At 69.1% G+C, this 20,003-nt stretch carries 21 protein-coding genes; 6 read left to right on the top strand and 15 right to left on the bottom strand.

All coding sequences use genetic code 11. The features are described from left to right. Nucleotides 1-11: 11 nt before the first annotated feature. Genes ICN82_RS06065 through lptF form a run of 3 tightly spaced genes read right to left on the bottom strand, consistent with a single transcriptional unit; the run spans nucleotide 12 to nucleotide 4,374 of the window. Nucleotides 12-2,156: an LPS-assembly protein LptD gene (locus ICN82_RS06065; protein ID WP_193180761.1), complete on the bottom strand. Its 2,145-nt coding sequence runs from the start codon at nucleotides 2,154-2,156 to the stop codon at nucleotides 12-14. After that, nucleotides 2,153-3,241, bottom strand: a complete 1,089-nt coding sequence (gene lptG, locus ICN82_RS06060; protein WP_193180759.1) for an LPS export ABC transporter permease LptG — start codon at nucleotides 3,239-3,241, stop codon at nucleotides 2,153-2,155. Before lptG ends, ICN82_RS06065 begins: the two co-directional genes overlap by 4 nt. Then, nucleotides 3,238-4,374, bottom strand: coding sequence for an LPS export ABC transporter permease LptF (gene lptF / locus ICN82_RS06055; protein WP_226898315.1), 1,137 nt, complete (start codon nucleotides 4,372-4,374; stop codon nucleotides 3,238-3,240). Before lptF ends, lptG begins: the two co-directional genes overlap by 4 nt. Before the next feature lie 121 nt (nucleotides 4,375-4,495). Here lptF and ICN82_RS06050 point away from each other — a divergent pair, with 121 nt between their 5' ends. From ICN82_RS06050 to ICN82_RS06035, 4 genes are all read left to right on the top strand, one after another. Beyond that, on the top strand, nucleotides 4,496-5,962 hold the full coding sequence (locus ICN82_RS06050) for a leucyl aminopeptidase (RefSeq protein ID WP_193180757.1): 1,467 nt from the start codon (nucleotides 4,496-4,498) through the stop codon (nucleotides 5,960-5,962). A 4-nt stretch (nucleotides 5,963-5,966) separates the two neighbouring features. Then, nucleotides 5,967-6,437, top strand: a complete 471-nt coding sequence (locus ICN82_RS06045; protein WP_193180755.1) for a DNA polymerase III subunit chi — start codon at nucleotides 5,967-5,969, stop codon at nucleotides 6,435-6,437. Nucleotides 6,438-6,587: 150 nt separating this feature from the next. Further along, nucleotides 6,588-8,240: a hypothetical protein gene (locus tag ICN82_RS06040; RefSeq protein WP_193180753.1), complete on the top strand. Its 1,653-nt coding sequence runs from the start codon at nucleotides 6,588-6,590 to the stop codon at nucleotides 8,238-8,240. An 8-nt stretch (nucleotides 8,241-8,248) separates the two neighbouring features. Further along, on the top strand, nucleotides 8,249-8,461 hold the full coding sequence (locus tag ICN82_RS06035) for a hypothetical protein (RefSeq protein ID WP_193180751.1): 213 nt from the start codon (nucleotides 8,249-8,251) through the stop codon (nucleotides 8,459-8,461). Nucleotides 8,462-8,468: 7 nt separating this feature from the next. Here the strand turns inward: ICN82_RS06035 and ICN82_RS06030 are convergent, their stop codons facing one another. The 5 genes from ICN82_RS06030 to ICN82_RS06010 form a co-directional block, all read right to left on the bottom strand. Next, nucleotides 8,469-9,047 carry a retropepsin-like aspartic protease family protein gene (locus ICN82_RS06030; protein ID WP_193180749.1) on the bottom strand — a complete coding sequence of 193 codons (579 nt, stop codon included), beginning with the start codon at nucleotides 9,045-9,047 and terminating at the stop codon, nucleotides 8,469-8,471. A gap of 69 nt (nucleotides 9,048-9,116) precedes the next feature. Beyond that, nucleotides 9,117-9,746 carry a MarC family protein gene (locus ICN82_RS06025; RefSeq protein ID WP_193180742.1) on the bottom strand — a complete coding sequence of 210 codons (630 nt, stop codon included), beginning with the start codon at nucleotides 9,744-9,746 and terminating at the stop codon, nucleotides 9,117-9,119. A 333-nt stretch (nucleotides 9,747-10,079) separates the two neighbouring features. Continuing rightward, complete coding sequence (locus tag ICN82_RS06020) at nucleotides 10,080-10,778, bottom strand: L,D-transpeptidase (protein ID WP_193180740.1); 699 nt, start codon at nucleotides 10,776-10,778, stop codon at nucleotides 10,080-10,082. 47 nt (nucleotides 10,779-10,825) lie between these two features. Continuing rightward, the gene (locus ICN82_RS06015; RefSeq protein WP_193180738.1) at nucleotides 10,826-11,173 is read right to left on the bottom strand and encodes a hypothetical protein; all 348 of its coding nucleotides are present in this window, start codon (nucleotides 11,171-11,173) and stop codon (nucleotides 10,826-10,828) included. Nucleotides 11,174-11,280: 107 nt separating this feature from the next. Next, complete coding sequence (locus tag ICN82_RS06010; protein ID WP_193180736.1) at nucleotides 11,281-13,134, bottom strand: ABC-F family ATP-binding cassette domain-containing protein; 1,854 nt, start codon at nucleotides 13,132-13,134, stop codon at nucleotides 11,281-11,283. A 164-nt stretch (nucleotides 13,135-13,298) separates the two neighbouring features. Between ICN82_RS06010 and ndk the strand changes: the two genes are divergently transcribed. After that, nucleotides 13,299-13,721, top strand: coding sequence for a nucleoside-diphosphate kinase (ndk, locus tag ICN82_RS06005; RefSeq protein WP_193180734.1), 423 nt, complete (start codon nucleotides 13,299-13,301; stop codon nucleotides 13,719-13,721). Nucleotides 13,722-13,801: 80 nt separating this feature from the next. Here the strand turns inward: ndk and ICN82_RS06000 are convergent, their stop codons facing one another. The 7 genes from ICN82_RS06000 to ICN82_RS05970 all read right to left on the bottom strand — a co-directional run bounded on the left by ICN82_RS06000 (nucleotide 13,802) and on the right by ICN82_RS05970 (nucleotide 18,889). Continuing rightward, nucleotides 13,802-14,143 carry a TfoX/Sxy family protein gene (locus tag ICN82_RS06000; RefSeq protein WP_193180732.1) on the bottom strand — a complete coding sequence of 114 codons (342 nt, stop codon included), beginning with the start codon at nucleotides 14,141-14,143 and terminating at the stop codon, nucleotides 13,802-13,804. 59 nt (nucleotides 14,144-14,202) lie between these two features. Continuing rightward, nucleotides 14,203-14,391 (bottom strand): hypothetical protein, encoded by a 189-nt coding sequence (locus ICN82_RS05995; RefSeq protein ID WP_193180730.1) that lies wholly within the window; start codon nucleotides 14,389-14,391, stop codon nucleotides 14,203-14,205. 336 nt (nucleotides 14,392-14,727) lie between these two features. Further along, nucleotides 14,728-15,720: an isopenicillin N synthase family dioxygenase gene (locus ICN82_RS05990; RefSeq protein WP_226898314.1), complete on the bottom strand. Its 993-nt coding sequence runs from the start codon at nucleotides 15,718-15,720 to the stop codon at nucleotides 14,728-14,730. A gap of 404 nt (nucleotides 15,721-16,124) precedes the next feature. Then, nucleotides 16,125-17,117 carry an acrylyl-CoA reductase (NADPH) gene (gene acuI, locus ICN82_RS05985; protein ID WP_193180728.1) on the bottom strand — a complete coding sequence of 331 codons (993 nt, stop codon included), beginning with the start codon at nucleotides 17,115-17,117 and terminating at the stop codon, nucleotides 16,125-16,127. Nucleotides 17,118-17,144: 27 nt separating this feature from the next. Further along, nucleotides 17,145-17,648, bottom strand: coding sequence for an asparaginase domain-containing protein (locus tag ICN82_RS05980; RefSeq protein WP_193180726.1), 504 nt, complete (start codon nucleotides 17,646-17,648; stop codon nucleotides 17,145-17,147). Next, nucleotides 17,645-18,586: a nucleoside hydrolase gene (locus ICN82_RS05975; RefSeq protein ID WP_193180724.1), complete on the bottom strand. Its 942-nt coding sequence runs from the start codon at nucleotides 18,584-18,586 to the stop codon at nucleotides 17,645-17,647. The genes ICN82_RS05980 and ICN82_RS05975 overlap by 4 nt, the downstream gene beginning before the upstream one ends. Before the next feature lie 63 nt (nucleotides 18,587-18,649). Next, nucleotides 18,650-18,889, bottom strand: coding sequence for a DUF2798 domain-containing protein (locus ICN82_RS05970; RefSeq protein ID WP_193180723.1), 240 nt, complete (start codon nucleotides 18,887-18,889; stop codon nucleotides 18,650-18,652). 159 nt (nucleotides 18,890-19,048) lie between these two features. Between ICN82_RS05970 and ICN82_RS05965 the strand changes: the two genes are divergently transcribed. Continuing rightward, nucleotides 19,049-19,981 (top strand): LysR family transcriptional regulator, encoded by a 933-nt coding sequence (locus tag ICN82_RS05965; protein ID WP_193180720.1) that lies wholly within the window; start codon nucleotides 19,049-19,051, stop codon nucleotides 19,979-19,981. The last annotated feature ends 22 nt before the right edge of the window (nucleotides 19,982-20,003 follow it).

Raw genomic sequence — 20,003 nt, 5'->3', positions numbered from 1 at the left:
GCTCTTCCTCATCAAGAACACCGGCCTGCGCGCTTCGTGCCGGATCCACCGTTGCCGAACCCGTTCAAGGTCACCATCAGGCCGTAGGAATAGGTCGGTCCGGAGCCGCTGCTCTTAAACCGGCGGCCGCCGGAAACGTCAACCTTGACGCATTCGTTCTGCCAGGCGACGCCGAGATTGGCCCGCGTCGTCTGCTCCGAGATCATGTCGCGCCGCAGGTACAGCGTCGAGGACCAGGTGTCGTTGAAGCGGTAGCTGCCGTCGAAGGTGATTTCGCCCAGATCCTCGTCCTGGTTCAGATCCTCGTCCTCGATCTGCCAGACATAGCCCAGGTCGACCTCCAGGTCGTCCCAGGTGTAGTTCACCCGCGCCTCGTTCAGCGTGAAGCTGCCATCGTCGGAGATCAGGGCCAGGTTGCGCAGGGTCAGGCCGCCGACATCCAGGTCGACCTGGGTCAGCCAGTCCGAACTCACCCCGCCCAGCCCGGTCCCGGGGGAATAGCCCGCATCCGTGCCGCGCAGGATCCGCCCGAAGGTCAGGCCCAGCGACCATCCCTCGGGGGACAGGCGCTGCCAGCGCAGGGCCAGGTTGGTGCGGAACCCGTCCTCGACCCGGTCCAGCCCCGGATAGCGCTGATAGCCCAGCAGGTTGCCCGCGTCGAAGGCAGGCTGGGTGCTGTCGTCATTGGGGCTGTCTATGTCATAGTCGCCGACCCAGACCGCCTGGGCCATCGGCTCCAGCAGGTAGGACACGCCGTTGCGCCCGCTCTTGGCCATGGGCAGCGAGGCCCCGACCGAGGCGCCGGGGGTCAGCGCCGTCTGGAAGGTCTCGTACCGGCTGTCCTGCACGATATGCTTGGCATCGGCGATGGCGCGCAGGTCGCCCGAGAGGCGGATCCCCGGCCCGGCGGTGACGACATCGCCCCAGCGCAGGAAGCCGCGCGCCTGGGCCATGTCGCGCCCGGTGCCGTCCTCGTCGGAACTGCGTTCATGGCCATGCCCGATCAGCGCCAGGTCCAGATAGCCCGGCAGCATCGCGGGCTGCCAGCGCCGGTCATAGCGCGCATCGCCGGCCAGCGTGGGAATGGTGTCGTTGTCCTCGTCGTCGCGCAGCGTGTTGAAGGTGACCAGCTCCGCCTCGAAGCGGCTGTCGCCGACCACCCGCAGCAGGCCCAGCGAATTGCTCAGCCGGTCGTCGCCTGCATAGTCGTAGTCGCTGAGGTAATCCTCGTCGGTGACAAGCTGGATGCCGAAGGTCAGCTCGGTCTGCCAGGGCAGGTCGAAGGCGCCCGAGCCGAACAGGTAGCCGCGAGTGCCGTGATCCTGGTCGTCCTGCGTCACCGCCCCCTCGAAGCCGATATCGCCGGCGGTGAAGGCTTGGCGATAGCGCATCTCCAGCGTTTCGGTCGTGTCGCCATTGGGATCGACCGCGAGGAAGGGCGCGAAGGTCAGGTCGGCATGATCGCCCAGCGGCACGAAATAGGGCAGGCGCAGGCCGCTGCCGTAGAGGTCGTCGCTTTCGACCGAGGGCACGAGGAACCCGGCCGCCCGGGTCACGTCCGGCGTGGGCACGGACATGGCGGGCAGATAGGCGACGGGAACGCCCAGGACGCGGAACTGCGCGTGCTGGAAATAGATCCGCTTGCGTTCCTCGTCATGGATGACCCGCTGCGCCCGGATGTGCCACAGCGGCTCCTCGCCCGGGGAACAGACCTCGCAGCTGGTCGCCACCGTGTCGCGCAGGTCGGTGAACCGGCCCTGCTGGCGCTGCGCGGAACTGGCGGCGATCTGCACCTGCTGGCCGAGGATCACGCGCACCCCCTCGATGATGCCCTCGCGCAGATCGGTGCTCAGCTCGGCGGCATCGGCCAGCACGACCGTGTCCTCGCCCTCCGTCAGCGTGATGGGACCCTCGACGCTCAGCCGGTCACTGTCCTGGTCGTAGACCAGCCGCGTGGCACGCATGTGCCGGCCTTCCGAGAAGACCTCGACCGAGCCCTCGGCGATCAGCACCGACTGCGACTCCACGATGACCTGATCCGCGACCAGCGTGACCGGCCCCTCCTGGGCGGCGGCAGGCAGGGCAAGCCCGATGCCGAAACTGACCAGCAGCGCGGCGATGAAGCGGTTTCGGCGGGGGGCGGGGATCAGGCTCATCCGTCCTCGAAATGCAATAGCGCCGCGAGCGCCAGGCAGATCGCGGCAATGGAAGGGCTCCAGACCGCGAAGGGCACCGGAATCTGGCCGTTCTGGCCCATCAGCTGGGTCAGGTTGGCGATGAAGTAGACGAGGAAACCGGACAGGACCGCCAGCAGCACCATCAGCCCGGTGCGCCCCATCCGCGTATGGCGCAGCGTGAAGACCGCGCCGATGAAGACCATGGCGACGAAGCTGAGCGGCCGCGCCAGCTCGGCCTGCAGCCAGACCATGTGCGTGCGCGCGGAAAATCCGGCGTTTTCAAGCTGGGAGATGAAGGCGGGCAGCGCCCAGATGGAGATGGAGGAGGGCGTTCCGAAACTGTCGCGGATCTGGTCGGGCGTCAGCTCGGAGGGCAGCAGGTAGCTGTCCAGCTGCCGCGCGCCGGCCTCGGGGATCTCGTCCTGCGCCAGGTCCCAGATCTTGGCCTGCGACAGCTGCCACCCGTCGGGGGTCAGCGCCGCCTCCGCCGCCTGGATGCGGAAAATCGGCGTCCCCTCGGGGTCGAACCCGTAGAAATCCGTGTCGTAAAGGACGGTGCCGTCGAGATTGGTGCGCGCCGCGCGGATCGCGGTCTGGTTGTCATCCACGCCCTGGCGCAGCCACAGCCCCTCCTTGCTGACCGACAAGACGCGGCCCCCGTCGCCGTCGATGGCGCGTTCATAGGCCTTGGAGGACAGCGCCACCAGCGGATTGGCCAGCGACACCACCAGGCAGCCCAGCACGAAGGCGGTGATCGCGGGCGAGGCCAGGCTGCGCAGCGCGGAGCGCCCGGTCGCGCGGGTGATGACCAGCTCGGAGGTGCGCGCCAGCGTGATGAACATCGTGATCGTCGAGAGCAAGACGACGAGGGTCAGCACCTGGTACAGCACCTCGGGCAGGTGCAGCGCCGCCAGGTAGCTCAGCCGCAGGAATCCCATCTCGCCCGCATCGTAGCGGCGGATATGCTCCAGCAGTTCGACCAGCCAGATGAAGATCGTGAACCCGCCCAGGATCATCGTGAAGATCGACAGGTATTTCCGGGCGAAATAGAGATGCAGGATCATCCGGCGCGCCTCCGTCCGCGCAGCGCCAGGCTCAGCGCATGCAGCCGCCCGCCGCCCAGCCAGAGCAGCAGCGCGGCGATCGCCCCGGCCAGCAGCGAGGGCAGGTAGATCACCGGCCAGGCCGCGGGGGCGGACTTGGCCAGGTCGGCGGCGGCATTGTCGATCAGCTTGACCACCACCACCAGCCCGACGGCCAGCGTGATCTGCCGCCACAGCCCGAACCGGCTGAACGTGCCGATCAGCAGCGCGGCGAATCCCATCACGCACAGCATCGGTGCCAGCGTGCTTTCGGCCAGGCGCATATGCGCCTCGCGGCGCAGCCAGGTGGCGTCGCGCCGGGTCTCTTCCTGCAGCGCGGGCGAGGCGGCCAGAAGCGCGGGGGTCGCGACCTGGCGCGGGTCCAGCCGCCGGTCGCGGGGCGCGCCGATCATGCTGTCCACCGCGAAGGTGAAATCGGTGAAGCGGGTGATGGACAGGCGGCCGGTCTGCTGATCCAGGCTCTGCGCCATGCCGTCCAGCATCACCAGTTTCGGCCCGCCCTCGTCGCGCAGGAACAGGGCCTTCTCGGCGGTATAGGTGACGGCCTGGTCCGGATCGCGCCGGTCCGAGAGCATCAGCCCGAGGATGGTGCCGGCGGGATCGATCTCGCGCACGTAGATGGTCACGCCGCTGACCGGATGCTGGAAGCTGCCGGGCACCAGCAGCCGCGAGGAGGCCGCATCGGTCAGCGCCGCCTCCTTGTCGTTCAGCCGCGCCATGGAGACCGGCACCAGCACATGCGCCAGCACCCCGATCAGCAGACCCGCGATGCAGCCGAAGACCAGAACCGGGCGCGCCAGGCGGAAGCCCGAGAATCCCGTCGCCTGCACCACCACCAGTTCGCTGTCAGAATAAAGCCGGTTGGCGACCTGCAGCACGGCCAGGAAGGCGGCGATGGGCAGCACCAGCTTGACCAGGGTGGGCAGGGTCAGCAGCGTGAGTTCCAGCACCAGGATGCCGGAACTGCCCGCGCCCATGAACTGGTCGACCAGGATGACGGCGCGGTTGATCCAGTAGACCCCGACCAGGACCAGCGCGAAGAAGCCGAAGACCAGCATGAGCTGTGACAGCAGGTATCTGTCAAATCTGCCCATGCCCGTTCCCCGTTCCGCCGTGTTTTCCGCAACCTACAGGAAGGCGCGGGCAGGGAAAACTCCTAACTGGCCAATCCCGGCGACGCGGGCTAGGGTTCGCCCGACTGACGAAGGGCATCCGATGACGACACCTGTAAACATCCATTTCCAAGAGACCGATCTGGACACTGCTGCCACGTTCGAGGGACGCGTCGTGACCTTCGTCACCGCCGATGGCCGTCTGGACCAGCCGGGGCGCCGGGTCAACCGGCTCTGCCGCGGCGCGTTGGAACGCGCCGTCGCCAGCCCCGCCTTCGAGGCGCTGTCGCCGGGCGAGGCGCTGGAGATGGGCTTTCCCGCGGGGATGCGCGCCAGCGCGCTGCAGGTGGTCAAGCTGGGCCGCCGCCCGCGTCCCGAGGAGGCCCGCGCGGCGGGCTCCGCCATCGCCCGCGCCAAGGGCGGCAAGCCGGTGCTGGTGCTGGCGGGGGCCATCGCCAATGCCGCCGAGATCGCCTTTGCCCTGGCGCTGCGCAGCTATGGCTACAGCGACATGAAGAGCAAGCCCGCCGATCCCGAGGGCGCCGTCACCGTCATGGTCTCCCGCCCCGAGGCGGTCGCCGCGGCGGCGAAGGATCAGGCAGCCCTGTGCGAAGGCGTGTTCTTCGCGCGCGACCTGACCTCTGCCCCGGCCAATGTGCTGGGAACCCTTGATTTCGCCGCGCAGCTGGCCGCGATGCAGGAACTGGGGCTGGAGGTCGAGATCCTCGGCGAGGAGGATCTGGCGCGGCTGGGCATGCGGCTGGTCCTGGCGGTGGGCCAGGGCTCGGCCAGCCCCTCGCGCGTGGTCGTCATGCGCTGGAACGGCGGTGGCGAGGAGGCGCCGCTGGCGCTGGTGGGCAAGGGGGTCGTCTTCGATACCGGCGGCATCTCGCTGAAACCCGCGCAGGGCATGGAAGAGATGACCATGGACATGGGCGGCGCGGGCGTCGTCGCGGGCGTCATGCGGGCGCTGGCGCTGCGCCAGGCCGGGGCGAATGTCATCGGCCTGGTCGGGCTGGTGGAGAACATGCCCTCGCATATGGCGACCCGTCCGGGCGATGTCGTGCGCTCGATGAAGGGCGACACGGTCGAGATCAACAATACCGATGCCGAGGGGCGGCTGGTGCTGGCCGATGTGCTCTGGCACGCGCAGGAGGCCTACAAACCCGCCGCGATCGTCGACCTGGCGACGCTGACCGGCGCGGCGGTCGTCGCGCTGGGACATGAAATGGCGGCGGTCTATTCGAATGATGACGGATTTGCCGGGTCCTTCCTGGCCGCCGCGGCGGCCGAGGGCGAGGGCGCCTGGCGGATGCCGCTGGGCCCGGGCTATGACCGGATGATCAAGTCGTCCATCGCCGATATCAAGAACTCCGCCGGGCGCGCGGCAGGCTCGGTCACGGCGGCGCAGTTCCTGCAGCGCTTCGTCAGGGAGGGCACGCCCTGGATCCACCTGGACATCGCCGGGGTGGCTGCGGTGAAGACCGACACGGTCCTGTCGCCCAGGGGCTGCACCGGCTGGGGCGTGCTGGCGCTGGACCGGCTGATCCGGGACCGGTTCGAGGGCTGATCCGATGGGCCGCGCGATGTTCTACCAGCTGGGCGGCATTTCGCTGGAGGCGACCCTGCCGCGCCTGCTGGAGCGCGCGCTGGACGCCGGCTGGAAGGTGGATCTGCGCGGTCGCGACGCGGCCCGGCTGGAGCGGCTGGATGCCGCGCTTTGGCTGGGACCGGAGGCGGGGTTCCTGCCGCACGGGCTGGAGGGCGGCGCGCATGACGCCCGCCAGCCCGTGCTGCTGACCACCGCCGCGACGGCGCGTCCGGACGCGGCCTGCGTCATGGCCATCGATTCCGCCGAAATCGATCCCGCCGAGGCGGCGGTGCTGGAACGGGTCTGCATCCTCTTCGACGGGCAGGACCAGATGCAGCTGACCGCGGCGCGGGGCCAGTGGCGCGCGCTGACATCGGCCGGGGTTGTGGCCGAATACTGGGCCGAGGAAGACGGCCGCTGGCAGAAACGGATGAGCACCGCCGATCGCGGCTGAGCGCGGCGCGGGTGCGGTTTTCCGGCAGCCGGGGACAAAAGGCTTCGCCGCCCATCGGATTTGCGTTAACGTTGGGGAAGATTTTCCGGCATGACCCGTCGCAGGGCGTGCCGCCCGTTCATTTGAACCGCAGAAGGGACCCCGTCGCCCATGGGATTTGCCGTCACCGCGTTGCGCCTTCTTCTCCTGATGGCGGCGCTCGGTTCCGGCGCGGGACTGCCCGCCGCGGCGCGGGCGGCCAGCTATTGCGCCGATCTTGTCGAGATCCGGGAAGAGGGCGATGCCCCCGTGCTCTCGGTCCGGTTCAGCAGCCTGTTCGACCTGTTCCGGCGCGAGGACAGCAGCGAACCGTCGCGGATCAGCGATAGCAAATATTGGTTCACCACGCGTTTCGGCCAGTTCGACGGGCTGACCTGCGGCCGCTTCGGCCACGAGATGCAGGAATACTATCCCATCGGCATCGTGGTGAAGCCGCTGCGCCAGCTGGATCTGCCCAATTACCATCGCGGCACCCCGGTGCTGGTCGAGACCGAATATGGCCATCGCAAGGTGCTGCCGCTGGAGGACATGGCGCCGATTGCCGTCAATACCACCTACCTGCTGCCGGATTCCGCGGCCAAGGCCTGGATGTGCAACCACGAGGACAGCTGCCGCGGCAATCTGGTGGCGCCGGTGGCCGATGGCATCGAGATGCCCTGTCCCTCGGCCGAATGCCGTTACGACATATCGGCCTTCGGCGGCTATGCCTCCGTCGGCAGCCAGAATGACGGGGCCCGCCAGCCGCTGGAGGAGTACCGCAGGCTGATGCGCGACCCGATGGCCCCGCCGGTGCGCTTTGCCGACGATGCCGCGCGCGAGGAGGCGATGAGGACTGTCTGCGCGCCCTTCCAGGTCACGGCATGGAAGGGCGGCGGGACGCGCCACCAGCCGCGCCGGGTCTGGCTGTCGCTATGCAGCGAGATGACGCCCTCCGATGGCGGACCGGCCGCGCTTTCGGTCTTCAAGATCGTCGATACCGCCTGGGCGGAGGCGCGGTTCGGCGACGGGCTCTGGGGGTCGTTCCATCGGCGCTTCGGCGAGAGCTCGCGCGAATTCGACAAGGCGCAGATCGATGCCGCGCGGATCGCGGACGGGCTGCGCGACATCATCCAGCTGCGGCTGGGATCCGAGAAGCCCTGCGGCCAGGTGATCGAGGAGACCAACAGCCTGACGCTGGGCGGCGGCGCGGGCTTCGACCTGGGCGCGGTGCTGCCGGTGGAGGCGCTGACGCTGTCGGTCGATGCTGCGCGCGAGCGCAACGAGAAATACCGCACGACCATCCCCGCGGATGTCTTTCTCGCCTACAGCACCTATTTCGTGCATCCGATCCCGCTGGAGGACGAACAGGAGCGGCTCTGGGTCTTCGACATCATCTCGCGCGTGCAGTGCAGCGAGGCGGGCATCCCCCAGACCCCGGCCTCGATCACGCTGTTCTATCACAGCCTCACCGACGGATACGAGATCCTCGATGCCGGGGAAACGCTGTCGCGGCGCTATTTCAGCCGCAACGGCAACCTGTCCTACCAGCCCGCGGATGTCGTCGCGCTGATGCGCACGGGGCGGTTCTGGCGCGTGCCCGATCACATCGGCTATTTCACCTGGCGCGATGCGCTGCGCGAGGTGGTCTCGAAGGACATGCCGCAGATCAAGCAGCTGCTGGAATACTATCCGCCGCAGGAACGGCCGCAGATGCGCGATTTCTTCGTCCATCTGCTGCTGGCGGCCGCCTTCGACTATGATGCCGATTTCCGGCCGAACGGATGAGGTCCGCCATGCATCGTCCCCTTGCCGCGCTTGCGCTTGTCCTGTCCCTGGCAGCCGGGGGCGCGGCCGGGCCGCTGGCCGGGGCAGCCCCGTGCGATGCCGCCGCGGGAACCTGCTGCTGCGTGATGGCCAACGGGCTGCGCTGCTGCGGATTGTCGGCGCGCTGCCCGTCGAACGCGATCTCGGGCTGTCCCTGTTCCGGGCCGGTGCGTCCCGGCTGAGCCGGGATCAGCGCGTCAGGGTCATCCGCCCGTCGCGGATCTCGATGGCGGCGAAGCTTTCGAGATAGCGCATCCCCAGCAGCGACCCGGCCATGTCGCCGCCATTCACCCGCGCGGGCACGTTGCGGTCGGCGATCTCGCCGATCTGCACCTCGCCCAGCACGATGCGGGCGGTCTGGACCGTGCCATTCGCGGTCTGGGCGCTGCCGAAGAAGGCCAGGCTGTCGGGATCGATGCCGATGCGGCGGGCATCCTCGCGGCTCAGCACGATGTCGGTGGCGCCGGTATCGACGATGAAGCGCACCGGCGTGCCGTCGATGCGCATGGTCAGGTGGTAATGCCCGTCCGGCCCGCGCGGCACCGAGATCTCGCCGGTGCTGGTGAAGACCTGGCTCTGCATCCGCCCGTTCCCGACATCCTTCCACAGCGCATAGCCCAGCGTCACGGCCAGGAACAGGAGCCCCCAGATCACCCCCAGCCGCAGCGCCTGCAGCATCCGCCCCCGGAAGGCCAGGAGCAGCGCGCCGCCGATCACCCCGAGGATCAGCAGGTGGCGGGCAAGATGGGCGATCTGGTCTTCGGTCATGGATATCCCTTCACGGTGCATGGCCGATATATGGGCCGGGGCCCCCATGCGCGAGGGCCCGGCCGCCGATCATCGCGATGCGGCCCCGGCGATGCCGGCAAGGCGCAGCCCGTCCAGGACGAATTGCACGGAAAGCGCCGCCAGCAGCATCCCCAGAAGCCGCGTGACCACCATGATGCCGGTGCGTCCCAGCAGCCGCCCCAGCGGCCCCGCCATCGAGAAGAAGGCCATCACGATCGCCACGACGGCAACCTGCGCGGCGATCACCGTCGCCGTTGCCTGCCATCCCGCATCTGCGCCGGTGGTCAGCAGAACGGTGGCCGCCAGCGCCCCGGGGCCGGCGATGAAGGGCGTGGCGATCGGAAAGACCGAAGGGTCGTCGGGCGCCTCCTCCTCTTTGTCCTCGCGGCGGCGGGTGCGGCGCTCGAACAGCATCTCCATGGCGATCAGGAACAGCAGGATCCCGCCGGCGATGCGGAAGGCGGGCAGGGTGATCCCCACCGTTTCCAGGATCGGCATGCCGATCAGCGCGAAGGCCGCGAGGATGCCAAGCCCGATGGCGCAGGCCCGTGCCCCCACGCGCAGCCGGTGCGTGCGGTCCATCCCGTCGGTCAGCGCCACGAAGATCGGGGCCAGCCCCACGGGGTCGATCATCACGAACAGCGTCGTGAAGGCGGCCAGGAAGGTTGCCGGATCCATCGGGCTTCAGGCCCCGCCCGTGCGCGGCAGGGCGGACCCGGTCCGGTCCCGGGCCGGACCGGGGGGGCGCGGAAGATCCCGCAGGATCCATTTCGGCGACATCGATCCCGGCGCGCCCGTTCGCGCGACGGGCCCGGTCCCGGCTGCGCCCCGGCCTTCGCCGCGGTCGCAGACCGCGAGGAGCACGCCGCGGGGCGGGGCGTTTCCGGCAGGAGAGAACGGGGCTGACATCTGGGGATCCATCCGGTCGTCTTCCGGGCCAGACTTCCCGCCGGGGCGGCCCGTGTCAAGACGCGGCACCGCCCGGGCGCAAGACCGGGCGGCGGCGATGGCTCAGTAGACCGGAACGTCGATGCCGGTCTTGTAGGAGGGCAGCACCACCACCCGGGCCTTGGAGGTGACGCGCTTCTCCAGGTCGATCGCGTCCTGGTCCAGAAGCCGGATGCAGCCCGAGGACACGGCCTTGCCCAGATATTCGGGCTCGCAGCCGCCATGGATGCGGTACAGCGTGTCGACGCCGTTCTGGAACAGGTAGAGCGCCCGCGCGCCCAGCGGATTGCCCGGCCCGCCATCCATGCCGCCATTGGCGATGGAATAGGGCGCCCATTTGGGGTTGCGGGCGATCAGCTCGTCCGGGGGGTTCCAGCGCGGCCAGGAGCGGGTGAACTGCACCACGGCGCCGCCATCCCATTCGCGGCCTGCCGCGCCCGTGCCCGCGCCATAGCGCAGCGCGTTGCCGTCATCCTGGATCAGGTGCAGGTAGCCCGCATCCGGGTCCACGACGAGCGTGCCCTTCTCGTATTCGGGAAAGGGGTTGGCCACGACCTGGCGCCACAGGCGCTGGGGCACCACGCCCTCGGGCACGGCGGGGATGGGGAACTTGTCGTCCACCGGCCCGTAGAAATCGGGCAGCTTGGGCGTCGCCTCGCGGAAATTGGGCGATTGCGCCACGGGCTGGAACTGTTCGGGTTGGGCACAGGCGGCCAGCGTCGCTGCCGCGCCCGTTGCCAGGAAGGTACGTCGGGTGAGCATTTTCGGGTCTCTCGTGAACTGATCTGGATGTCGGGTCATTCGGCGGATCAGCTGCGCCGGGGCGGGATGAAGGGTCCCGCGGGGTCGTGCAATGCGCCCATGCGCGTCCCGGCAGCGGGCCGGGGCTGCGCGGCATCGGGCGAGCCGGGCAGACCGGCCCCGCCGGGCGCGGCCGTGAAGAGGCTGCAGCCGGGCAGCGGCAGCCCCGTCGCCATCTGGCATCGCGACAGCGTGGAGGCGCTGCGCGGGGAGATGGTCTGTCGCGGCTCGGCGCGCTCCGGCGCGGCCACCCTGTAAGGCGCCGCCTCCGCCGCGCGCGCGGCATGGATCCACGTCCCCCAGGGCAGGAGCGCGATCACCAGGAGCGAAAGGAACGCGGCGCGAAACATCGACATGAGCATCATCATACTACGTCTGCGGCGCCGGGCCAGTTCCCCCGCATACGGATTCCGGCAGGCGTTGCCGTCCTGCCGATCACGAAGCGGTGAAACCCGGATCCGGCTCAGCCCGCCGCCTTCTCCAGCCGGTCCTGCGCATCCATCCACAGGCTTTCGGCGCGGTCGATCCCCTCCATCACCTCGGCGTATTTCTTCTGCCATACGGCGCGGTCGCCGGCGCGTTCGGGTTCGTAGAGTTCGGGATCGGCCAGTTTCGCCGCCAGCTTGTCCTGCATCTCGGTCAGCTTCTCCAGCCGGGTCTCGCATTTGCGGACCTCCGAGCGCAGCGCCAGAAGCTCGTCGCGCGAGGCGCGTTTCGGCTTTGCCTTCTGCTTTTCCTCGGCGGGTTTCTGCGGCGCGTCGGAGGTCAGAACGAAGGCGCGATAGGCCTCCAGGTCCTCCTCGTAGGGGGCGACGGCCCCGTCCTTGACCAGCCACAGACGGTCGGCGACGAGGCTCAGCAGGTGCATGTCGTGGCTGACCAGGATCACCGCGCCGGAATATCCCGACAGCGCCTCGACCAGCGCCTCGCGGCTTTCCATGTCGAGGTGGTTGGTCGGTTCGTCGAGGATCAGCATATGCGGCGCGTCCAGCGTCGCCAGCAAGAGCGACAGCCGCGCCTTCTGCCCGCCCGAGAGGCGGCGCACCTCGGTCTCGGCCTGGTCGGCCATCAGCCCGAACCCCGCCAGACGGGCGCGCAGCTTGCCCGGCATCTCGCCCGGGCGCTCGCGCTGCAGGTGCTGCAGCGGCGTCTCCTCGGGCACCAGCTCGTCCAGCTGGTGCTGGGCGAAATAGCCGATCCTCAGCTTGGACGACCGGGTCATCTTGCCGGCCATCTGCTCCAGCCGCCCGGCCAGCATCTTCGACAGCGTGGACTTGCCCTGGCCGTTCTTGCCGAGAAGCGCGATCCGGTCGTCCTGGTCGATGCGCAGGTTCAGCCGCGACAGCACCGCGCGCCCGTCATAGCCGACCGCGCCGCCCTCGATATTGATGATCGGCGGGCTCAGCTCGTCGGGCTGGGGGAAGGAGAAGGCGCGCGACTTGGCCTCCTCGGGGGTGGAGATCGTCTCCATCTTCTCCAAGAGCTTCACCCGGCTCTGGGCCTGCTTGGCCTTGGACGCCTTGGCCTTGAACCGGTCGACGAACGCCTGGAGATGCGCGCGCCGCGCGTCCTGCTTCTTGGCCTCGGCGGCCTGCACGGCGCGGGCGGCGGCGCGCTGGCGGGCGAAACTGTCGTAATTGCCCTGCCAATAGGTCATCTGGCGGTTCTCCAGATGCAGGATCCCGCCCACCGCGCGGTTCAGAAGCCCGCGATCGTGGGAGATGATGATGACGGTATGCGGGTATTTGGCGAGATAGCTTTCCAGCCACAGCGCGCCTTCGAGGTCGAGATAGTTGGTCGGCTCGTCCAGCAGCAGCAGGTCGGGCTGGGCGAAGAGCACGCCCGCCAGCGCCACGCGCATCCGCCAGCCGCCGGAGAAATCCGAACAGGGCAGGCGCTGCTGGGCGTCGTCGAAGCCGAGGCCCTTGAGGATCGCGCTGGCGCGGCCTTCCGCCGACCATGCGTCGATATCGGCCAGGCGGGTCTGCACCTCGGCGATGCGGCCCGGATCCGTCGCGGTCTCGGCCTCGGCCATCAGCGCCGCGCGTTCGGTATCGGCCGCCAGCACGGTATCCAGAAGCGAGGTCGCCGAGGCCGGAACCTCCTGCGCGACACCGCCGATGCGCGAGCGCGAGGGCAGGGTGATCGCGCCGCCCTCCAGCGTCAGCTCGCCGCGGATCAGCCGGAACAGCGTGGTCTTGCCGGTGCCGTTGCGGCCGACGAGGCCGACCTTGTGGCCGGTGGGGATGGTGGCGGAGGCGTCCTCGATCAGCGGACGTCCCTCGACGGAATAGGAGATGTGCTCGATTTTCAGCATGGCGCTCTGGTGCCGCATTGCCGGGGGAAGGTCAATCTGAGCTTTTCAAGCGGTCATGCCCGTGGTAGCGGGCGTCGCGATATTGGCCGGGTCGATCTCCGGCTGACGCCGGATCGCGCGCCCTGAGGGCAGACGGAACGGCATGAACCCACGAGGACTGAGAAATGGCCACCGAGCGCACCCTGTCGATCATCAAGCCCGACGCAACCCGCCGCAACCTGACCGGCAAGATCAATGCCAAGTTCGAGGAAGCGGGCCTGCGCATCATCGCGCAAAAGCGCATCCACCTGTCCAAGGCACAGGCCGGTGTCTTCTACGCCGTGCACAAGGACCGTCCGTTCTATGACGAGCTGTGCGAATTCATGGCGTCCGAGCCGGTCGTCGTGCAGGTTCTCGAAGGCGAGGATGCGATCGCGAAGAACCGCGAAGTGATGGGCGCCACCAACCCGTCCGAAGCCGCCGCAGGCACCGTGCGCGCCGAATTCGCCCTGTCGATCGGCGAGAACTCGGTCCATGGCTCCGATGCGCCGGAAACCGCCGCGGTCGAGATCGCCTATTACTTCTCGGGCCTCGAACTGGTCGGCTGAGTCACCGGTCCGAATGCCGCAGATCAAGGGCCGCGCCTCCGGGTGCGGCCCTTTTTCCTGAAGGAAGGGGAGGCGCCGGATCAGGTCCGGCGCGGGACGACGCCGATCTCGTCGAGAATGCGCTCCAGCCCGCGCAGCGCTGCCGTTTCGCCGGGCGCCGCCGCGGCCTTGAGGCGGTCGAACCGCGCGCGCAGCGCGTCCTTCTCGGCACCCCGGCAGTCATTCCAGGGCCGCCCCTGAAGCGCCATCTCGATCACGTAGTATCCGATGAAATGCGGCCGCACGCCGTTTTCCAGGAGTCTCGCATAGGCCGCATCCGTGCCGAGGTCGCGCAACGCCTCGACGCTGCCGATCCCCGCCGCGGCGAAGGCGGTCTCCATCGCGGGTCCCAAGTTGCGCAGGCTGGAAATCGGCGTCGGCATGGTCTCTCCCCGCATCCGGGGCAGAGTGTCGCCGCAACACGACGCAGGCGCAAGCGCGATCAGATCCCGCGTTTTTCCTTGTAGTAATACCAGGCCTCGCGGATCAGGATGCTCATCAGCGTCAGCACCAGCTTGCGCTCGATCTCGGCGCGGTTGGCAACGACATAGGCGCGGAATTCCTCGAAGCTGGAAATCTCGGTCAGGCTGGTATTCTGGTCCACGTGGTCGGCGATCAGCGACGATCCCATTTTCCCTGTCTCCCTGCAATGCATCTGCCGTTCAACGGCGTCACAGGGGGGCGGGTTCCCGCGCCCCGCACGGGCACCGCCGCGGGGCGGTGCCGGCGGGGGGCGCGGGCCGGTCAGATCATCGCCCAGTCGAAGAAGATCTGGCGCTGCTCTGTCTGCCGCGCGGCGCCCTTGCGCGGGCCGGGCGTCGCGGGGATCACGGTCTTGCGGATGGTTTCGGTCTTCATGTCGGCTCCTCCGTTCGGTTGCCCTGCCGTTCTGACAGGCGATCGGGGAGCCAACGTGGCGCAATTGCGGCGGTTCCGCGGCGGGTTCCTCGACTTGGCCGGAGTCCCTTCATTCCTTCTTCATCTCGAGCGCGTCGTAATTCGCGCGGATCCGTTCGGCGATATAGTCCCCGGCGGTGATCGGCGGGTATTTCCGCCCGGGGCCCTGCAGCACGACATCGCGATTGGCCTGGGCGAAGAACGGCATGGAATAGCGCGGGCCCAGATACTCGTCGCGCCGCGGCATGCGCACGCGGTGGGGATTGGACAGCAGCCGGTCATCCGACCAGCGCATCAGCATGTCGCCGATATTGCAGGTGATGACGCCGGTCACGGGCTCGACCGGGGTCCATTCGCCGGTTTCCGCCTCGGCCCCCGGCGCGATCTGCAGCCCGCCCTGTCCGGTCTTCTGGTGCAGCAGCGTGAGGCAGTCGAAATCGGTATGGGCGCTGGCCCGCCAGCCGCGGAAATCCTCCGGCAGGGCATCGGTCATCGGCAGGTAGTGGATCAGCCGCAGCGTCGACTGGTAATCCGGGCTCTCGGGGTCATGGGCCGCCGCGAAGAAGTCCGGCGCGAAGCCCAGCTTGAGCGCGAACGCATCGAGGATGCGCATCGCCACCTTCCAGTTGGCCCGCTCGAAGGCCAGCATCCTGTCGCGAAATCCGGGGAGGGCCGAGGGATCGGGCCATAGCCCCTCCATCTTCGGCCGGGTGATCTGGTAGCTTTCCTTCTGGTCGGGCGTGCCGGTGGAGGGCCGGATCTGGCTCTTGAACTCCCAGCCCGCATTGGTGCCGGGGCGCAGCGGCAGCGCGGCCTTGGCGCGTGTCGGCTGCGAGAAGAAGGCCTCGGTCAGCGTGAAGGCTTCCTCGATCTGGCCCAGCGGAATGCCGTGGCCGGTGACCTGGAACAGGCCCAGCCCGGTGGCCGCCTGCCACAGCGCGTCGGCGATCTCCGCCTTGCGCGCCTCGTAATCCGACAGGTCGATCACGGCGACCGCGCGCGCCTTTTCGGTGCCGGTGCCGCCGATCCGGGATTCCCGTCCGAGTTCGTGCATGTCTGTCATGGAATGCCTGCCTTCCAGAGCAATGACCCGGCCCGGGGGGCCTGACTGCTTCTGCTCCGGCGTTTGCCTGTGCTGGTCCGTGTCGTGTCGGTCAAGCGGCGGCGCGCCGGGAAGGGAGGAGAAGGGCCGGGGCGCCGCCGCTCAGCCGACAGGTCCAGACTGCGCCTTTCGCCGGGGCGGCGCCAGCGTCGCGGGCCGGTGGTGCCTTCGGTTTCGCGACGGGCCGCGAAATTTTGCACGAAGCCTCGGCCTTTGTCTAAAATTGCGGCTGTTAACGTCTGACCGCGGCGGCATCCCGGCGGGAGGGCCTTGGGTTTGTTTGCTTAACAAACTGTAAATGAACGGCGAATTCCACATCCGGAACGGTCGCCGTCCTGCCCGGTTTCGTCTCCGGCGGGTAACTCTCAGGCGAGGCCGGGGGCCACCGGCACGACGATCCGGCCGCGCACCTGTCCCGCGAGGAACCGCTCTCCGGCGTCCGGCACCTCCTCCAGCGGCAGCTCGCTGCTCATCCGCTCCAGCAGCGCCATGTCCATCTCGGCGGCCAGTTTCTCCCAGGCGGCGCGGCGCGGGGCGGAGGCCACGGTGACGCTGTTGATGCCGCAAAGCGTGATGCCGCGCAGGATGAAGGGCGCGACCGAGGCCGGAAGATCCATCGACGCGGCGAGGCCGCAGGCGGCGACCGCCCCGTCGGCGCGGATCATCGACAGCATGTTGGCCAGGATCGCGCCGCCGGCGGCATCCACCCCGCCGGCCCAGCGTTCCCTGTTCAGCGGCCGCGGCGCGCCCTCCAGTTCAACCCTGTCGATGATCTCCGTCGCGCCCAGGGATGTCAGGTACTCCGCCTCGGCGGCGCGCCCGGTGACGGCCGTGACCTCGTATCCGCGCCCTGCCAGCAGCGAGACCGCGACCGAGCCCACGCCGCCTGTGGCGCCGGTGACGACGATGCCGCCCGATGCCGGAGTGACGCCCTGGCGGGCCAGGGCCTCGACGCAGAGCATGGCGGTGAACCCGGCCGTTCCCAGCGCCATCGCCTGGCGCGCGCTCATGCCATCGGGCAGCGGCACCAGCCAGTCGCCGGAGACATGCGCCCGTTCGGCCAGGCCGCCCCAATGAGATTCGCCCACCCCCCAGCCGGTCAGGATCACCCGGTCGCCGGGGGACCAGCCGTCATGGTTGCTGTCTGCAACCACCCCGGCGAAGTCGATCCCCGGCACCATGGGAAAGCGGCGCACCACGGGCGAGGCGCCGGTCAGCGCCAGCGCATCCTTGTAGTTCAGCGTCGAGAAGGCGACATCCACCGCGACCTCGCCGGGGCCCAGGGGCGGCAGGTCGATGTCGCGCAGGCCGCTGCTCTGTCCGGTTTCGGTCTTCTCGATCAGGACGGCTCGGGTCATGGCGGATCTCCTCCGGTTTTGGTCGGCTCAGGCGTCGAAACGCCCGGTCGCGACGTTCTTTTCCAGGTCTGCGGCGGCAAAGACGCGGCCGTTCATCACGCCCCAGACGCCCTCGGGCAGGCATTGCGCGGCGATGATCGCCCCGCCCAGGTTGAAGCCCGCGTCAGATCGACCGAAGGAAAACGGCCGCATCGCCCCGGTCAGCACCACCGTCTTTCCCGGCAGCCGCCCGTCGAGGAACCGCGCGGTCTGCCCCATCGTGCCGGTGCCATGGGTGACGACCAGCGCGGGCTCGGCGGCCGCGGCGCAGGCCTCGAGGATCGCCTGCCGCTCCGTGTCGGTGAAATCCAGGCTGTCCATCTGCAGCAGTTCCGTCACTGCCGGATGGTGGCAGCGCGCCTCGGCCAGAAGCCCGGGCACCTGGCTGGCGCCGTCGGGGGGGAAGGCCAGGCCCTCGCTGGCGGTGTCGTGGATCTTGTCGAGGGTGCCGCCGGTCAGGATCAGGCGCACGGCGCGGGCAGCGGGGGTCATAGCGTGCCGATCCTTTGCGTCAGCAGGTCGTAATAGCCATCCGCATCGGCCTGGCCCATGAACATCGCATTGGGCGCCCGTCCCGAGATGCCCCACCAGTCGGCCACGGTCATGCCCATGGTCAGGGGCGAGGCGATCTCGATCTCCACGTTGATGTGGCGCCCCGAGAACAGCTCTGGCCGGATGAGGTAGGCGATGACGCAGGGATCGTGCAGCGGGGCCCCTTCGGATCCGTATTTCGCCATGTCCCAGCGTTCGAAGAACCCGGTCCAGGCCGCCACCGCCTCGCCGGGGGCGGTGCCGAGGTCGCGGAAGGCCCGGTTGCGGGCGGGCGAGGTCAGAACCTTGTGGGTCACGTCCAGCGGCATCACCACCAGCGGCACGCCCGCACCGAAGACCACATGCGCCGCATGGGGATCGGCGAGGATGTTGAACTCGGCCGTCGGGCTGGTATTGCCGACCTCGAAATAGGCCCCGCCCATCAGCACGATCTCCTGCACGCGCCCGACGATGTCGGGGGCGCGGCGGAAGGCGGTGGCGATGTTGGTCAGGGGCCCCAGCGGGCACAGGGTCACCGTGCCCGGGGCCTCCGCCCTGAGCGTCTCGATGATGAAATCGACCGCGTGCTGCTCCTGCAGCGGCATGGACGGCGCGGGCAGCTCGATCCCGTCCAGCCCGGTCTTGCCATGCACGTTCTCGGCCGTGCGCGGCGGCAGCAGCAGCGGCCGGTCGGCCCCGGCGAAGACCCGGATATCGCTCCGCCCGGCCAGTTCGCAGACCTTGCGCGCGTTTTCCTGGGTCCGCGACAGGGGCACGTTCCCGGCCACGGCAGTGATGCCCAGCACCTCGATCTCGGCGGGCGAGCCGAGCGCCAGCAGGATGGCCACGGCATCGTCCTGGCCGGGATCGGTGTCGATGATGATCTTGCGGGGGGACATGGAACCTCTCACGCTCTGTCTTGTCCGCACCCTGTCTTCCGCGGCGGCGAAAGGCAAGCGGGGCTAGCGGCCGCGCATCTGCCGTGCCGGGACCAGCGCATCCAGCCGCAGGCTCAGGCGCAGGATCATCGGCCCGAACAGGAAGGAGATCACCGCCGCGCAGGGCCATCCGATGCGGAAGGCGGTCATCCAGCGGGCCACGAAATCGGGAACGAAGCCCAGGTTCAGCCAGGTGACGAAGAAGGTCATCAGGAAGCTGAGCACCAGCGACATCAGAAGGGCGAAGATCAGGCGTTGGGACATGGCAGGCACTCCGCTCGGGCAGCGACGGGGATTTACGGGCAGGCTGGCAGTCGCGGACCCTGTCGCGAGAGGCAGCCATCGGGGTTCAGTCGAGGATAGACATGCCGTATCGGCAATTATATGCCGAAATATGCAGAGTTTAATTGCGGAAACGGAATCATGCTGGATGACGTCGCCCTGTTCGTCGCGATTGCCGAGACCGGCGGACTGGCCCTTGCGGCGCGCAGGCTGGGGCTTCCGCCCGCCACGGTCACGCGGCGGCTGCAGCGGCTGGAGGAGCGGCTGGGCTGCCGCCTCGTGCACCGCTCGGCCCGGCGGTTTTCGCTGACCGGCGAGGGCGAGGCCTATCTGCGCCGCCTCGGGCCGCTGATGGCGCAGCTGGACCATGCGCTGCGCGGTCTCTCGGCCGACCTGACCCAGATGCGCGGCCCGCTGCGGGTGATGGCGCCGACCAACCTGTCGGTCGACATCCTGCGGCCGATGTGGGCGGCCTTCGTCGCGGCCCATCCGGAGGTGGAGCTGGACCTGCGCCTGTCGAACCGGGTGGAGAACCTGGTGGAGGCCGGGGCGGACCTGGCGCTGCGGGTCGGGCCGCAGCCCGATAGCGGCCTGACCCGCCGCCGCCTGGGCCTGACCTGCACCATCGTCGTGGGCGCGCCCGGCTACCTGCGCCGGCACGGCTGCCCCGACGATCCCGCGGCGCTGGAGCGCCACCGCATCATCGGCACCGCCGCGGTGTCGCCCTGGCTGCTGATCCCCGCGGAGGGCGGGCGCGCCGTGACGCCGCCGCTGAGCCCCGCGACGCGGCTCGACGATGTCGGGCTCGGCACCCATCTGGCGCGCGAGGGGCTGGGGCTGGCGCTGCTGCCGGTGACGCAGGTGGCGGCGGATATCCGCGCCGGGCGGCTGGTGCATGTGCTGCCCGGCTGGCGCGGACCCGAGCGCGAGATCTTCGCGGTCTGGCCCTCGGGGCGGCTGCTGTCGGAGCGGGCGCGGGTGCTGGTCGATCACATGGCGGCGCATGTCGCGGGCGAACCGGCGCTGCAGGGGCGGGTGCCCGAACCGGACCGGCCCGGTCCTGCGGCCGGGTGAGGCCCGCGGCGGCGGGCGGGCC

Source organism: Mangrovicoccus algicola (assembly GCF_014903745.1).
In the GTDB taxonomy this organism is placed as follows: Bacteria; Pseudomonadota; Alphaproteobacteria; order Rhodobacterales; family Rhodobacteraceae; genus Mangrovicoccus; species Mangrovicoccus algicola.
The sequence above is the reverse complement of the archived record's forward strand: the minus strand, read 5'-3'. Positions and strand labels throughout refer to the sequence as shown.

Excerpts from the sequence above, each read along its gene's own strand:
- ICN82_RS06065 (WP_193180761.1), bottom strand. The coding sequence starts at position 2,156 with ATGAGCCTGATCCCCGCCCCCCGCCGAAACCGCTTCATCGCCGCGCTG.
- lptG (WP_193180759.1), bottom strand. The coding sequence starts at position 3,241 with ATGATCCTGCATCTCTATTTCGCCCGGAAATACCTGTCGATCTTCACG.
- lptF (WP_226898315.1), bottom strand. The coding sequence starts at position 4,374 with ATGGGCAGATTTGACAGATACCTGCTGTCACAGCTCATGCTGGTCTTC.
- ICN82_RS06050 (WP_193180757.1), top strand. The coding sequence starts at position 4,496 with ATGACGACACCTGTAAACATCCATTTCCAAGAGACCGATCTGGACACT.
- ICN82_RS06045 (WP_193180755.1), top strand. The coding sequence starts at position 5,967 with ATGGGCCGCGCGATGTTCTACCAGCTGGGCGGCATTTCGCTGGAGGCG.
- ICN82_RS06040 (WP_193180753.1), top strand. The coding sequence starts at position 6,588 with ATGGGATTTGCCGTCACCGCGTTGCGCCTTCTTCTCCTGATGGCGGCG.
- ICN82_RS06035 (WP_193180751.1), top strand. The coding sequence starts at position 8,249 with ATGCATCGTCCCCTTGCCGCGCTTGCGCTTGTCCTGTCCCTGGCAGCC.
- ICN82_RS06030 (WP_193180749.1), bottom strand. The coding sequence starts at position 9,047 with ATGACCGAAGACCAGATCGCCCATCTTGCCCGCCACCTGCTGATCCTC.
- ICN82_RS06025 (WP_193180742.1), bottom strand. The coding sequence starts at position 9,746 with ATGGATCCGGCAACCTTCCTGGCCGCCTTCACGACGCTGTTCGTGATG.
- ICN82_RS06020 (WP_193180740.1), bottom strand. The coding sequence starts at position 10,778 with ATGCTCACCCGACGTACCTTCCTGGCAACGGGCGCGGCAGCGACGCTG.
- ICN82_RS06015 (WP_193180738.1), bottom strand. The coding sequence starts at position 11,173 with ATGTCGATGTTTCGCGCCGCGTTCCTTTCGCTCCTGGTGATCGCGCTC.
- ICN82_RS06010 (WP_193180736.1), bottom strand. The coding sequence starts at position 13,134 with ATGCTGAAAATCGAGCACATCTCCTATTCCGTCGAGGGACGTCCGCTG.
- ndk (WP_193180734.1), top strand. The coding sequence starts at position 13,299 with ATGGCCACCGAGCGCACCCTGTCGATCATCAAGCCCGACGCAACCCGC.
- ICN82_RS06000 (WP_193180732.1), bottom strand. The coding sequence starts at position 14,143 with ATGCCGACGCCGATTTCCAGCCTGCGCAACTTGGGACCCGCGATGGAG.
- ICN82_RS05995 (WP_193180730.1), bottom strand. The coding sequence starts at position 14,391 with ATGGGATCGTCGCTGATCGCCGACCACGTGGACCAGAATACCAGCCTG.
- ICN82_RS05990 (WP_226898314.1), bottom strand. The coding sequence starts at position 15,720 with ATGACAGACATGCACGAACTCGGACGGGAATCCCGGATCGGCGGCACC.
- acuI (WP_193180728.1), bottom strand. The coding sequence starts at position 17,117 with ATGACCCGAGCCGTCCTGATCGAGAAGACCGAAACCGGACAGAGCAGC.
- ICN82_RS05980 (WP_193180726.1), bottom strand. The coding sequence starts at position 17,648 with ATGACCCCCGCTGCCCGCGCCGTGCGCCTGATCCTGACCGGCGGCACC.
- ICN82_RS05975 (WP_193180724.1), bottom strand. The coding sequence starts at position 18,586 with ATGTCCCCCCGCAAGATCATCATCGACACCGATCCCGGCCAGGACGAT.
- ICN82_RS05970 (WP_193180723.1), bottom strand. The coding sequence starts at position 18,889 with ATGTCCCAACGCCTGATCTTCGCCCTTCTGATGTCGCTGGTGCTCAGC.
- ICN82_RS05965 (WP_193180720.1), top strand. The coding sequence starts at position 19,049 with ATGCTGGATGACGTCGCCCTGTTCGTCGCGATTGCCGAGACCGGCGGA.